General features: G+C 62.1%; 12 protein-coding genes and 1 riboswitch. Of the genes, 10 read left to right on the forward strand and 2 right to left on the reverse strand.

The genetic code is table 11. The features are described from left to right. Positions 1–42 precede the first annotated feature (42 nt). Positions 43–735 (reverse strand): uracil-DNA glycosylase, encoded by a 693-nt coding sequence (gene ung / locus ACIOVB_RS06785; RefSeq protein ID WP_401266056.1) that lies wholly within the window; start codon positions 733–735, stop codon positions 43–45. Positions 736–867: 132 nt separating this feature from the next. Between ung and ACIOVB_RS06790 the strand changes: the two genes are divergently transcribed. Next, entirely contained in the window at positions 868–1,980 is a 1,113-nt protein-coding gene (locus tag ACIOVB_RS06790) for an enoyl-CoA hydratase/isomerase family protein (protein ID WP_401266059.1), read from the forward strand. Between the two features lie 66 nt (positions 1,981–2,046). Here the strand turns inward: ACIOVB_RS06790 and ACIOVB_RS06795 are convergent, their stop codons facing one another. Further along, positions 2,047–2,430 (reverse strand): hypothetical protein, encoded by a 384-nt coding sequence (locus tag ACIOVB_RS06795; protein ID WP_095187689.1) that lies wholly within the window; start codon positions 2,428–2,430, stop codon positions 2,047–2,049. A 420-nt stretch (positions 2,431–2,850) separates the two neighbouring features. Beyond that, positions 2,851–2,951, forward strand: a riboswitch (guanidine-I (ykkC/yxkD leader). Positions 2,952–3,014: 63 nt separating this feature from the next. Between ACIOVB_RS06795 and ACIOVB_RS06800 the strand changes: the two genes are divergently transcribed. From ACIOVB_RS06800 to ACIOVB_RS06840, 9 genes are all read left to right on the forward strand, one after another. Beyond that, positions 3,015–4,082 (forward strand): putative urea ABC transporter substrate-binding protein, encoded by a 1,068-nt coding sequence (locus ACIOVB_RS06800; RefSeq protein WP_187680147.1) that lies wholly within the window; start codon positions 3,015–3,017, stop codon positions 4,080–4,082. A gap of 18 nt (positions 4,083–4,100) precedes the next feature. Beyond that, positions 4,101–4,916, forward strand: a complete 816-nt coding sequence (locus tag ACIOVB_RS06805) for an ABC transporter permease (RefSeq protein WP_401266063.1) — start codon at positions 4,101–4,103, stop codon at positions 4,914–4,916. Next, entirely contained in the window at positions 4,913–5,701 is a 789-nt protein-coding gene (locus ACIOVB_RS06810) for an ABC transporter ATP-binding protein (protein ID WP_401266064.1), read from the forward strand. The genes ACIOVB_RS06805 and ACIOVB_RS06810 overlap by 4 nt, the downstream gene beginning before the upstream one ends. Before the next feature lie 13 nt (positions 5,702–5,714). Continuing rightward, a complete protein-coding gene (locus ACIOVB_RS06815; RefSeq protein ID WP_401266067.1) occupies positions 5,715–6,440 on the forward strand; it encodes an urea amidolyase associated protein UAAP1 in 726 nt (241 codons plus the stop codon). An 11-nt stretch (positions 6,441–6,451) separates the two neighbouring features. After that, entirely contained in the window at positions 6,452–7,102 is a 651-nt protein-coding gene (locus tag ACIOVB_RS06820; protein WP_401266069.1) for an urea amidolyase associated protein UAAP2, read from the forward strand. A gap of 184 nt (positions 7,103–7,286) precedes the next feature. Then, positions 7,287–10,919, forward strand: coding sequence for an urea carboxylase (uca, locus tag ACIOVB_RS06825; RefSeq protein WP_401266070.1), 3,633 nt, complete (start codon positions 7,287–7,289; stop codon positions 10,917–10,919). Positions 10,920–10,943: 24 nt separating this feature from the next. Then, a complete protein-coding gene (gene atzF, locus ACIOVB_RS06830; protein ID WP_401266072.1) occupies positions 10,944–12,716 on the forward strand; it encodes an allophanate hydrolase in 1,773 nt (590 codons plus the stop codon). A gap of 151 nt (positions 12,717–12,867) precedes the next feature. Then, a complete protein-coding gene (locus ACIOVB_RS06835; protein WP_187680140.1) occupies positions 12,868–13,098 on the forward strand; it encodes a cysteine-rich CWC family protein in 231 nt (76 codons plus the stop codon). Positions 13,099–13,131: 33 nt separating this feature from the next. Further along, on the forward strand, positions 13,132–13,824 hold the full coding sequence (locus ACIOVB_RS06840) for a pseudouridine synthase (protein WP_401266075.1): 693 nt from the start codon (positions 13,132–13,134) through the stop codon (positions 13,822–13,824). Positions 13,825–13,918 lie beyond the last annotated feature (94 nt).

The raw sequence follows: 13,918 nt of genomic DNA on the forward strand, positions 1-13,918 counted from the left end.
GGGAGCGAGCTTGCTCGCGAAAGGGCCAACCCGGTCAACCCATCAAACCGGCGGTAGACGCCACTCGATCGGCGACTCGCCATTCTGCTCAAGAAACTTGTTGGTCCGGCTGAAATGCCCGCATCCCAAGAACCCGCGATAAGCCGACAACGGCGACGGATGCACCGAGGTCAGCACCAGGTGTTTGGTCGCATCGATCAGCTTCTGTTTACTCTGCGCATGAGCGCCCCACAGCATGAACACCAGATGCGGCTGCTGTTCGCTGACCAGTTCAATGATCCGGTCAGTGAAGAACTGCCAGCCCTTGTCCTTGTGCGCATTAGCGTTGGCGCGCTCGACGGTCATGGTGGTGTTGAGCATCAACACGCCCTGATCGGCCCAGCTCTGCAAATAACCGTGGCTGGGAATATCGATGTTCAGGTCGCGTTTCAACTCTTTATAGATGTTGACCAGCGACGGCGGCGCCGGCACGCCCGGTTGCACCGAGAAGCACAAGCCATGGGCCTGGCCCGGGCCGTGATACGGGTCCTGGCCGAGGATCACCACTTTGACTTTATCCAGCGGCGTCGAATTCAGCGCATTGAAAATCAGCGGCCCCGGCGGATAGATCTCCTTGCCGGCCGCCCGCTCCTGCTGCAGAAAATTGCGCAACTCTGCCATGTAAGGCTGGTCGAATTCAGCACGCAGTGCCTCCTTCCAGCTCGGTTCGAGTTTGATACGGTCGTCAGCAGTCATGGTCATACCCGGCAAAAACAATGGGGCGAACCCTAGGAAAGCCGAACACGCTTGTCAATTGATCTGACGCAGATCCGGCACTTTCCCACACAACGATCATACTGATCGTTCAAATTCCCGATCGAGGTCACGATGAATCTGCACTTCGAAGAACTCACCGGCACCGACGGCGCCCGCCTCGGTATCGCCAGCCTGGACGCTGAAAAATCGCTCAACGCGTTGTCCTTGCCGATGATCAATGCGCTGAGCGACAAACTGAATGCCTGGGCAAAAGACCCACAAATCGTCTGCGTCTTACTGCGCGGCAACGGCGCCAAGGCATTTTGCGCTGGCGGCGAAGTGCGCAGCCTGGTGGAAGCCTGTCGCGCCCACCCCGGCGAAGTACCGCCACTGGCCGCGCAGTTTTTCGCCGCGGAATATCGCCTGGACTACAGCCTGCACACCTACCCGAAACCGTTGATCTGCTGGGGCCACGGTTATGTGCTGGGCGGCGGCATGGGTCTGTTGCAAGGCGCGAGCACACGCATCGTTACGCCGAGCAGCCGTTTGGCCATGCCGGAAATCACCATTGGCCTGTATCCGGATGTGGGCGCCAGTTGGTTCCTGTCACGACTGCCCGGCAAGCTCGGTTTGTTTCTGGGCCTGACCGGCGCGCACATGAACGGGCGTGATGCGATCGATCTGGGACTGGCCGACCGCTTCCTGCTCGACGAACAACAACCGGATCTGATCGAAGGCCTGCTGCAACTGAACTGGCAGGAACAGACCGCGATGCAACTCAACAGCCTGCTCAAGGCCTTGCAGCAGGAAGCCGTGGCGCAGTTGCCCGAGGCGCAGTGGTTGCCGCGTCGTCAGCAAATCGACGAACTGCTCGACGTCAGCGATGTAGCGTGCGCCTGGAAAGCCATCAGTCTGCAACGCGACAGCAGCGACCCGTTGCTCGCCCGCGCCGCCAAGACCCTGAGCGAAGGCTCACCGGTGACCGCTCATCTGGTCTGGGAACAGATCATCCGCGCGCGCTATATGTCACTGGCTGAAGTCTTTCAGATGGAATACACCCTGAGCCTCAATTGCTGCCGGCATCCGGAGTTCAGCGAAGGGGTGCGCGCGCGATTGATCGACAAGGACCAGAAGCCGCACTGGCACTGGCCGGACGTCAGCAGTGTGCCGGATGCGGTGGTCGAGGCGCATTTTCATAAGGTTTGGGAGGGGCGGCATCCTTTGGCGGATCTGACGCAGTACTAGCCTTCTTGTGCAGAAATCGCGGGCACAAAAAAAGCGGCGCTTCATGCGCCGCTTTTTTGTGGGTGGTTACCAGCGGTTGCCACGTCCATTGTGGTCGCCGCGTCCGCTGTGGCGGTCGTAGTTGCCGCGACCGCGGTGATCGTTGTCCCAACCGCCGCGACGGTGGCCATCCCAGCGTCCGCGGTCATTGCCGTGCCAGCGACGGCTCTCGTAATAACGCGGGGCCGGCTGATAGTAGCGTGGCGCTGCCTGGTAATAGCGCGGCTGCTGATAGTAACGCGGTGCGGGTTGGTAGTAGCGCGGCTGCGTGTAGTACGTGCCGCCGCTGTAGTACGCCGGCGCGGGTGATGAGTAGACCTCTGACCTGTAATAGCTGTCTCCGTATGAATAAGGGACACATCCGCCAATGGAAAAAAACATCACGGCAAGCAGTAGGATTCGGCGATACATGGCGGCCTCCTGGACCGCGGGTAGCCACACCAGCGACGCTGGCAGGCGTCAGTCGTTTATTCGGTGACTGACGAATTATCTGACAGCGTTTTCGGAATCTGGTGCGTTCCTGCAACAAGTTGAAACAAGTGATTTATGAAACCTTGTTCATCCGCCAACGCGGTCATTCAGCGGCTGATTAATGGGGCCCGCCGGGATATACGCGGCCGTGATCACCCTACTCACCGGGCCAACAATGCTCCCGTGGCCCGTACGCTGCATCACGGTGCAGCCGCGCACCAACACAAAGCGCCGCCTCGCTCGCAAACACAACCGGATTGAACCGGCAGGCCCGTGCCAGAGGGCTCGACGCGACTTGGCACGCCTCTCGCTTTAGCAAACCCGTGCAGGAGTCATCACAGGTTCGCGGCACCACAATTTGCAATGGCTGACTAGGGTTCCGGCTCGCAATCGCGAGTGGCTGGTCCGAGAGTTGGCGACCTCCTGTTGAGGTTACACGGCGGGACAAAAGCCCGGGAGACAAGCCACCGTTCGCGGTGCCGCGTTGCCTTCCTGTCCGCCCTTGATCAACTGGAGAACCCACCATGTCCCGACTACGTTTGCCCGCCCTGCTCGCCGCCGCCTTCGCCGCACTGGTCAGCACCCAATCCCCCGCCGCGCAGAAAGACCACTTCAGTGTCTGCTGGACGATTTACGCCGGCTGGATGCCATGGGAATACGCCGGCAGCCAAGGCATCGTCGACAAATGGGCGAAGAAGTACGGCATCAAGATCGACGTCGTACAGCTCAATGACTACGTCGAATCGATCAACCAGTACACCGCCGGCCAGTTCGACGGCTGCACCATGACCAACATGGATGCGCTGACCATCCCTGCCGCCGGCGGCGTCGACAGCACCGCGCTGATCGTCAGCGACTTCTCCAATGGCAACGACGGCGTCGTCCTCAAGGGTGAAGGCAAGAAAGTCGCCGATCTCAAGGGCATGGACGTCAATCTGGTCGAACTGTCGGTGTCCCACTACCTGCTGGCCCGCGCGCTGGATTCGGTCGACCTGACCGAGAAAGACCTCAAAGTGGTCAACACCTCCGACGCCGATATCTCCGCCGCCTTCAACACCGACCAGGTCAACGCCGTGACCACCTGGAACCCGATGCTTTCGGACATCAAGGCCAAGCCCGGCGTGACTGAGGTGTTCAACTCCAGCCAGATCCCCGGCGAGATCATGGACATGATGGTGGTCAACAGCGCCACCCTCAAAGACAACCCGGCGCTGGGCAAAGCGCTGACCGGCGCCTGGTTCGAAGTGGTCGAACTGATGAATGCAAAAAACGCCGCGAGCAAAGCCGCGCTGGAACACATGGCCAAAGCCTCGGGCACTGATCTGGCCGGATTCCAGGCGCAACTGGACACCACCAAACTGTTCGCCACGCCGAAGGAAGCCCTGACCTTTGCCACCAGCAAACAACTGCCGGAAACCATGCGCAAAGTCGCCGAGTTCTCGTTCCAGCACGGCTTGCTCGGTGAAGGCGCCAAAGACACCAGTGCGGTCGGCATGGCTTTCGCCAACGGCGTGACCAGCGGCGACTCCAGCAACCTCAAGCTGCGTTTCGATCCGACCTACGTGCAGATGGCCGCCGACGCCAAGCTGTAAGCCACGGAGGATTTGGCCATGCGCCTGATCAATCGCCACCCGGATCGCCCGAGTCGCCTGCTGTTGGTGATCCTGCCGTTCGCTCTGCTGCTGTTCGCCTATTTCATGGGCTCGGCCGAACGCCTGGCGGACAACCCCAACGACAAACTGCTGCCCAGCGCCGTGCAGATGACCGACGCGGTAAAACGCCTGGCCTTCCATGCCGACAGTCGCACCGGCGAATACCTGCTGTGGCAAGACACCGCGGCGAGTCTGGGGCGTCTGGCCATCGGCCTTGGCATCGCCGCGCTGGCCGGGCTGTGTCTGGGCATCGCCGCCGGCACCCTGCCGTTGTTCGGCGCACCGTTGTCGCCGCTGCTGACGGTGCTGTCGATGGTGCCGCCGCTGGCGATTCTGCCGATTCTGTTCATCGTCTTCGGCCTCGGTGAATTGTCGAAAGTGATGCTGATCGTGATCGGCATCACCCCGGCACTGGCCCGGGATCTGGAACAGCGTGCGCGGGACATTCCCGTCGAACTGCTGATCAAGGCGCAGACCCTCGGTGCCTCGACCTGGACCCTGATGTTGCGCGTGGTGTTGCCACAACTGTTGCCGCGCCTGCTGATTTCGCTGCGCCTGATGCTCGGCTCGGCGTGGTTGTTCCTGATTGCCGCCGAAGCCATCGCCGCCACCGACGGCCTCGGCTACCGGATTTTTCTGGTACGTCGCTATCTGGCGATGGACGTGATCCTGCCCTACGTGGCGTGGATCACCCTCCTCGCCTGGCTGATGGATTGGGGGTTGAAATCCCTCACCCGCCGGGCATTCCCCTGGTATGAGGGGGCCGCCAAATGAGCTTCATCACAGTAAAAAACGTCTGGCAGCAATACGCCGATCAAGTGGTGCTCGAAGGCTTGAATCTGCAGGTCAACGAGGGCGAGTTCTGCACGCTGGTCGGCGCGTCCGGTTGCGGCAAATCGACCTTTCTGCGCCTGTTGCTCGGCCAGGAAACCGCCAGCCGTGGCGAGATCCTGCTCGATGGTCAGCCACTGGCCTGCGAGCCGGACGCCAGCCGTGGCGTGGTGTTCCAGCGCTACTCGGTGTTCCCGCACTTGAGCGTTCTGGACAACGTCGCGATCGGGCTCGAATTGCCACGCGCACCGTTGCTCGGGCGGTTGTTCGGCACGGCCAAAAAAGACGCCCGTGAGCAGGCTTCGGCGCTGCTGCACAAAGTCGGCCTCGGCCATGCACTGGACAAGTACCCGGCGCAGCTCTCCGGTGGCATGCAACAGCGACTGGCGATTGCCCAGGCGCTGATCATGAAACCGCGCGTGTTGCTGCTCGACGAGCCGTTCGGCGCACTTGATCCCGGCATCCGCAAAGACATGCATGCCCTGCTGCTGGAGCTGTGGCGCGAGACGCAACTGACGGTGTTCATGGTCACTCATGACCTGTCCGAAGGCTTCAGCCTCGGCACGCGATTGCTGGTGTTCGACAAGGTTCGTCTCGACCCTCACGCCCCCGGCGCCTATGGCGCGCGCATCACCTACGACATCCCTTTGAACACCGACCGCCGCGCCCAGCGCGCCGCCGTCGAAGCCTTGCCGGTGAACCTGGCGGGCTCACTTCGAACCGCTTGAGAGGATTGCTGCAATGACTGATTCAACCCAATTGTTTCCGCCCTTCGCCGAAGAAATGCTGCCCGGCGGCGGCCACCGTTCCTTCGTTCTCAAGCGCGGCCAATTGCTGCGCCTGACCGATCTGCGCGGCGGTGCCAACGTCAGCCTGACCCTGCTCAACGCCAATGAAAAAACCGAACGGCTGAACCTGCCTGACAGCCTCAAATGCCAACACACCGCCAAGCTCACCACCGGCCATTGCCTGTACTCGGACATGGGCCGCGTGCTGGCCGCCATCACTGCCGACACCTGCGGCTGGAGCGACAGCCTCGGCGGCGTGCTCTGCGCCGAGGAAGTCGCGCAGAAGTACGGCCAGGGCCGCTATCAGGAACTGCGCAACGGTTTTTTCCGCAACGGCACCGACAACCTGCTGGTGGAACTGGGCAAGTGGGGCCTGGGCCTGTCCGACCTGTTGATGACCCTCAATCTGTTCAGCCGGGTCAACGTCGATGAAGCCGGACATTTTCATTTCGTCGAAGGTAATTCCAAGGCTGGCGACTACATCGAGTTGTACGCGCCGATGGACACCCTCGTCGTCCTCACCGCCCTGCAACACCCGATGGACCCGTCCACCGAATACGCCCCCAAACCCCTGAAGCTGAGCTGGATGAACGCCGACCCAAGTGTCGCCGAACACTGCCGCACCTCGCGCCCGGAAAACGAGCGCGGCTTCATCAACACCGACCGTCTGTTCGCCTGAGGATCGCTGCCATGTCACTCGCCATCGCTACCGCTGCTAACCCCGACAGACTGCCCGAGCATGCGGTCTACCGCGCGACCATCCCCGCCGGCGAACCCTGGCTGATGGAGGTCAAGGCCGGCCAGACCCTGCGCATTCTCGATCTGGAAGGCAATCAAGCCGTCGATACCCTGTTCTACAGCGTTGCCAACCCCAAGGAACGCTACGACGTGCAGCGCACGTTGCGCCGACAGAACAGCGTCTACCTGAGCACCGGCAGCGTGCTCTATTCCAACCTCGGCAAACCGATGCTGACCATCGTTGCCGACACCTGCGGCCGCCACGACACCCTCGGCGGCGCGTGTGCGCAAGAGAGCAACACCGTGCGTTATGCCCTGGAAAAACGCTACATGCACAGCTGCCGCGACAACTACCTGCGCGCCTGCGTCCACGACGGACGACTGGGCAAAAGCGACATCGGCCCGAACATCAATTTCTTCATGAACGTGCCAGTCACCGCTGACGGTGGGTTGACGTTCGAAGACGGAATTTCCGCACCGGGCAAGTACGTCGACCTGCGTGCCGAGATGGACGTGATCGTGTTGATCTCCAACTGCCCGCAACTGAACAACCCGTGCAACGCCTACAACCCGACCCCTGCGGAGCTGCTGGTATGGAACTGAAATTCAGCCGTTTGCGCCGCTGGTTGTTTGCCTTGTGCCAGGCCCGGTCCGGGCAGTGCCTGAAATCACGGGAACACCACTAATCCAACTGTGGTGTTCTGAACTGTGTTTTTTTCATCCGGGACGGCCCGGATGCCTTTCGAAAAACTGCGGGACGGCCCGCATCCCCTTCAGGGGTTATGCCATGTTCGAAAAAATCCTCATCGCCAACCGTGGCGCCATTGCCTGTCGGATTCTGCGCACGCTGCGCGAGTTGCAGGTCAAAGGCGTGGCCGTGTACTCCGAAGCCGACGTCGCCAGCCTGCACTTGATGCAGGCCGATGAAGCCCACAGCCTCGGCGAGGGTGCCGCCGCCGGCACTTATCTGGCGGTGGAAAAAATCCTCTCGATTGCCAAAGCCAGTGGCGCTACGGCGATTCATCCCGGCTACGGCTTCCTCTCGGAAAACGCCGCGTTCGCCGAAGCCTGCGAAGCTCAGGGCATCGCCTTCATCGGCCCGACACCCGAGCAACTGCGGGTATTCGGTCTCAAACACACCGCCCGCGCGCTGGCCAAACAACACGGCGTGTCGATGCTTGAAGGCACCGAACTGCTCGACAGCCTCGACGCCGCACTGATCGCCGGCGAACAGGTCGGGTACCCGGTGATGCTCAAGAGCACCGCCGGCGGGGGCGGCATCGGCATGCGCGTGTGCCGCAGCGCCAGCGAACTGAGCGAATCGTTCGAAGCGGTGAAACGCCTCGGCCAGAACAACTTCAGTGACGCCGGAGTGTTCATCGAGAAGTACATTCAGCGCGCCCGGCATCTGGAAGTGCAGGTGTTCGGCGACGGCCAGGGTGAAGTCATCGCCCTCGGCGTGCGCGACTGCTCGGTGCAGCGGCGCAACCAGAAAGTCCTCGAAGAAACCCCGGCGCCGAACCTGCCGGACGGCATGGCCGACGCGTTGTGCGCGGCGGCGATCAAACTGGCCAAAGCGGTGAATTACCGCAGCGCCGGCACCGTTGAGTTCGTATTCGACAGCGATGCGCAGCGCTTCTACTTTCTCGAAGTGAATACCCGTTTGCAGGTCGAACACGGCGTCACCGAACAGGTGTGGGGCGTGGATCTGGTGCGCTGGATGGTTGAACTGGCGGCGGGTGATTTGCCTGCGCTGAGCGTGTTGTATCAGGAGCTGAAACCAGAAGGCCATGCGATCCAGGCGCGCCTGTATGCGGAAGATCCGGGGCGTGATTTTCAGCCGAGCCCGGGCCTGCTGACCGCCGTGGAATTTCCACCGGCCAACAGCATTCAGTTGCGCATCGACACCTGGGTCGAGGCGGGCTGCGAGATCCCGCCGTACTTCGATCCGATGATCGCCAAAGTCATCACATGGGCCCCCAACCGTGAGCAGGCCCGTGCCGAATTGCATCAGGCACTCGGTGACAGCGTGTTGTACGGCGTCGAAACCAACCGCGATTATCTGCGCCAGATTCTGCTCGACGCACCGTTCGCCAGCGGTCAGCCGTGGACCCGTTGCCTGGAAGCGCTGGTGTACCGCGCCAACACGTTCGAAGTGCTCAGCGCCGGCACGCAAACCAGCGTGCAGGACTATCCCGGCCGACTCGGTTACTGGGCCGTCGGCGTGCCACCCTCGGGGCCGATGGACAGCCGCGCGCTGCGTCTGGGCAATCGCTTGCTCGGCAATGCCGACGGTGCAGCGGCACTGGAGATCACCATGAGTGGCCCGCTGCTGCGTTTCAATTGCGCGGCGGTAGTGGCGGTGACGGGCGCGCCAATTGCCCTGACCCTCGACGGTGAAGCCGTTTCGATGAACACCGCGCTGCTGATCCCGGCCGGTGCGACGCTAAACCTTGGCAGCATCAGCAGCGCCGGAGCGCGCAGTTATCTGTGTCTGCGCGGCGGCTTGCAGGTGCCAGATTATCTGGGCAGCAAAAGCACCTTCACCCTCGGCCAGTTTGGCGGGCATGGCGGTCGCGCGTTGCGCGCTGGTGACGTGTTGCATGTGCCTGCGTTGATCGATCACAGCGCCGGGCAACAATTGGCCGAACAACATGTCACTGCGTTGCCAGCATTGCGGCAGATTCGTGTGATCTACGGCCCGCACGGGGCGCCTGAATACTTCACCGAAAACTACATCGGCACCTTCTTCGCCACTCAGTGGGAGGTGCATTTCAACTCCAGCCGAACCGGCGTGCGCCTGATCGGGCCCAAACCCGAGTGGGTTCGTGCCGACGGCGGCGAGGCCGGCCTGCACCCTTCGAATATCCACGACAATCCCTACGCCATCGGCGCGGTGGATTTCACCGGCGACATGCCCGTGATCCTCGGCCCGGATGGCCCCAGCCTGGGTGGTTTCGTCTGCCCGGTCACAGTGATCGAAGCGGATCTGTGGCAGCTCGGCCAGCTCAAGGCCGGGGACAAGATCCAGTTCATCCCGGTCGACCTCACAACCGCCCGCGATCTCGCCAGCTATTGGGATCAATGTAGGAGTGAGCCTGCTCGCGATGAGGCCAGATCAGACACCGCATCAACTTCATCGCGAGCAGGCTCACTCCTACAGGGGCTTTTGTCGCCTGTGGTTCTGGAGTTGGGTCAGGGTGATATGCGCCTCGTTGGGCGCGTATCCGGCGATACCCATCTGCTGCTGGAAATCGGCGCCCCCGAGCTCGATCTGGTTCTGCGCTTCCGCGCCCACGCCCTTATGCAGGCTCTGGAAAGCAAAGCCCTGCACGGCGTGATCGACCTCACCCCGGGCATCCGCTCGCTGCAAGTGCACTACCAGCCCGAACAACTGCCGCTGGCGGATCTGCTCGGCATTGTCGCCGGAGAATGGGATGCGGTGTGCGCCGCCAAAGACTTGCAGGTGCCGTCACGGATCGTCCATTTGCCGCTGTCCTGGGATGATCCGGCCTGCCAGTTGGCCATCGAAAAATACATGACCACCGTGCGCAAGGACGCGCCTTGGTGCCCGAGCAATCTGGAGTTCATCCGCCGTATCAACGACCTGCCCAACCTCGACGAAGTCCAGCGCACGGTGTTCGACGCCAGCTATCTGGTGATGGGCCTTGGCGACGTTTATCTCGGCGCGCCAGTGGCCACGCCGCTTGATCCGCGGCACCGATTGGTCACCACCAAATACAACCCGGCGCGCACCTGGACCGCCGAGAACTCCGTGGGCATCGGCGGCGCTTATATGTGCGTGTACGGCATGGAAGGCCCCGGCGGCTACCAGTTCGTCGGGCGCACGTTGCAGATGTGGAATCGCTACCGCGACGTCGCGGCATTCGACGGCAAACCATGGCTGCTGCGCTTTTTCGATCAGATCCGTTTTTACCCGGTCAGCGCCGAAGAACTGCTGCGCATCCGCCGGGATTTCCCCCTCGGCCGATTCGATCTGAACATCGAACACAGCCAGCTCAACCTCGCCGATTACCAGGCCTTTCTCAATCGTGAAGCCGAAGGCATCAGCGCGTTTCGTAGCCAACAACAGAGCGCATTCAGCGCCGAGCGCGAACGCTGGATCGCCAGCGGCCAGGCACATTTCGACAGTGAAGAAGCCGTGCCCGAATCAACCGAAGACGCACCTTTGGCCGACGGTCAGCAGAGCGTCGACAGCCACATCGCCGGCAACCTCTGGCAGGTGCAGGTCGAGGCCGGCAGCCGTGTCGCGGCCGGCGATGTGCTGGTGATTCTGGAGTCGATGAAGATGGAAATTCCGCTGCTCGCACCGATGGCCGGCGTGGTGCGCGAGATTCGCGTGCAGCCGGGTTCGGCGGTACGCGCCGGACAACGGGTCGTGGTGCTGGGACTCGACTGAACCCATTTGGAAAAGGATCAACTGATGAATCTGCAACTCGATACGCTGCGCCAGGCCTACCGCAACGGCGACACCACACCGCGACAACTGCTGGCGATGCTGCGCGACAAAGCCGCCGCGCTGAACCCTGACTATCACCTGTTCATCCACCTGCTCAGCGTAGAAGAACTGGAACCCTACCTCGCCGCCCTCGACGGTCGCGAACCGGACAGCCTGCCGCTGTACGGCGTGCCGTTTGCGATCAAGGACAACATCGATCTGGCCGGCATTAACACCACCGCCGCATGCCCGGCGTTCGCCTATGTAGCGGAGCGCTCGGCGACCATCGTCGAGCAGTTGTTGGCGCTGGGGGCGATTCCGCTGGGCAAGACCAACCTCGACCAGTTCGCCACCGGCCTCAACGGCAGTCGCTCGCCGTATGGCGCTTGCCCCAACAGCGTGTTGCCGGAGTATCCGTCCGGCGGCTCCAGCGCCGGTTCATCACTGGCAGTGGCGTTGGGCGTCGCGAGTTTCGCCTTGGGCACCGACACCGCCGGTTCCGGCCGGGTGCCGGCGGCGCTGAATAATCTGGTCGGATTGAAGGCCAGCAAAGGCCTGATTTCCAAGGCGGGTGTGCTGCCGGCGTGCCGCACGCTGGATTGCGTCACTACGTTTACCGCGACTGCGCGCGAGGCCAGTCAGTTGCTGGCGTTGACGGCGACACTCGATCCGCGCGACGAATACAGCCGCCGCAATCCGGCATGGAACGACGGCTCGGCGTTCGGCGCGCCAAGGCCTTTTCGCTTTGGCGTACCGCGCGCGCAGGACATTGAATTTTTCGGCTGCGTCGAAGGCCCGCTGCTGTTCGGCGATGCCATCGAACGGCTGAAAGCGTTGGGGGGTGAAGCGGTCGAACTGGACTTGTCACCGTTCCTTGAAGCCGCGCGTTTGCTGTATGACGGGCCGTGGGTCGCCGAGCGTTACAGCGTGGCAGGGGAACTAATGGAGGAAAATCCCGAAGCGGTGTTGCCGGTGATCCGTGCGGTACTGGCCAAGGCCCCGGCGGTGAGCGGCGTGCAGACATTCCGTGCGCAGTATCGACTGCAAGCCCTCAAAGCCCAGTGCGATGAGGCACTCGAAGGCCTCGATTGCGTGCTGACCCCAACCATCGGCCGCCCCGTGACACGGGCCGAACTGGACGCCGAACCGGTGCTGCGCAATTCCGAACTGGGTTACTACACCAACTTCATGAACCTGCTCGATTACGCCGCCGTCGCCGTGCCGAGCGCGTTCATGGCCAACGGCTTGCCGTGGGGCGTGACGTTGTTTGGCCGAGCCTTCACCGATCAGTATCTGTTGAGCGTCGCGGACGCATTGCAGCGCCAGCAAGACGCCAGCCTGCCGACGCCTGCAACCGTGGCGCGCCACGACCGGGCACGACTGGTGGTGTGCGGCGCGCATCTGCAAGGGCTGGCGTTGAACTGGCAACTGACGCAGCGCGGCGGACAGCTGATCGAAGCAACCCACAGCTCACCGGATTACCAGTTGCATGCCCTGGCGGGCGGTCCGCCGTTGCGTCCGGGCATGGTTCGCGTCAAGGACGGCGGCGTGGCGATTGCCGTGGAGGTCTGGGAGTTGCCGAGCAGCGAGTTGGGATCGTTCCTCACCGGTATTCCGGCCCCGCTCGGGCTGGGCAAGGTGCAACTGGCGGATGGCCGTTGGGAGAGCGGGTTTATCTGCGAGCCCTATGGTTTGGAAGGCGCCGTGGATATCAGTCATCTGGGCGGGTGGCGGGCGTATCTGAAAACCCTGAACTGATCCTGTAGGAGTGAGCCTGCAAGGATGCCATTTAGCCGGTGATCCGGCGATGACACCTTGCACAGCCTGCTGTCGCGGGCCGATCATGCAATGTACCGGGCCAAACAAACCGGCCGTAACCGCACCTGCGTGGAAATGCCTCACTCGACTTATGCCTGAATCCGACGTTAAACCCGACCTCTGCCCGGCCTGCGGCGCCCGCAACGACTGCACACTGGCCGACCCGCGCACTGCCGACCGCGCCTGCTGGTGCTACGGCGTGAGCATCGACCCGGCGGTGCTCGAGGCCTTGCCGCCAGCACTGCGCGACAAATCCTGCCTGTGCCCGCGTTGCGCGCAGGTTGAGGCGCAACTGCAAGCGGCCAAACCGGCGATCCCGTAAGATGCGCGCCCCTTCATTCCTCGAATTCTGAACATGCGTGTCGACCGTTTCCTCAGCAACCTGCCCCGCTACAACCGTCAGCAGGTTCGCCTGTTGCTGGTGGAAAAGCGCGTGCGCGTTGACGGAAAAGTCGTCAGCGACCCGCACAGCGAAGTGCTGGAATTCAGCCGCGTCGAAGTCGATGACGACGTGCTGCAACTCGGCAAACCAGCGCGCTACTTCATGCTGCACAAACCGCCGGGCTGCGTCAGCGCCACTCGTGACCCGCAACACCCAACCGTGCTTGACCTGATGGATGAGCCGGACAAGGACGACTTGCACATCGCCGGACGCCTGGATTTCAACACCACCGGATTGATGCTGATCACCAACGACGGCACCTGGTCGCGGCGTCTGACCCAGCCACAAACCAAACTGCCGAAGGTCTATTACGTCGAAACCGAGCAGGACATCAGCGCGGAATATGCGCTCAAGTTTGCCGAGGGGATCTACTTCGCTTTCGAGGATCTGACCACGCAACCTGCGCAACTGGAGCTGCTCGGCCCGAGGTCGGCGCGCCTGAGCATCGTCGAGGGTCGTTACCATCAGGTGAAGCGCATGTTTGGTTACTTCAACAACAAAGTCCTGCGTCTGCACCGCGAATCCATGGGCCCGTTGCTGCTCGATAACGCGCTAAAACCGGGCGAGTACCGTGCTTTGCGCACCGAAGAGATTCATTTGTTCTAAGCAGGCGACCGCTCAGCAGAAGTTGTCGAACAATCTACCGACGGCACTTGCGCGATCCCCCCGCCCCTGCTTGAATCAGGACGTCGGCCAGATT

It is taken from the genome of Pseudomonas sp. NPDC087639 (assembly GCF_044743385.1).
In the GTDB taxonomy this organism is placed as follows: Bacteria; Pseudomonadota; Gammaproteobacteria; order Pseudomonadales; family Pseudomonadaceae; genus Aquipseudomonas.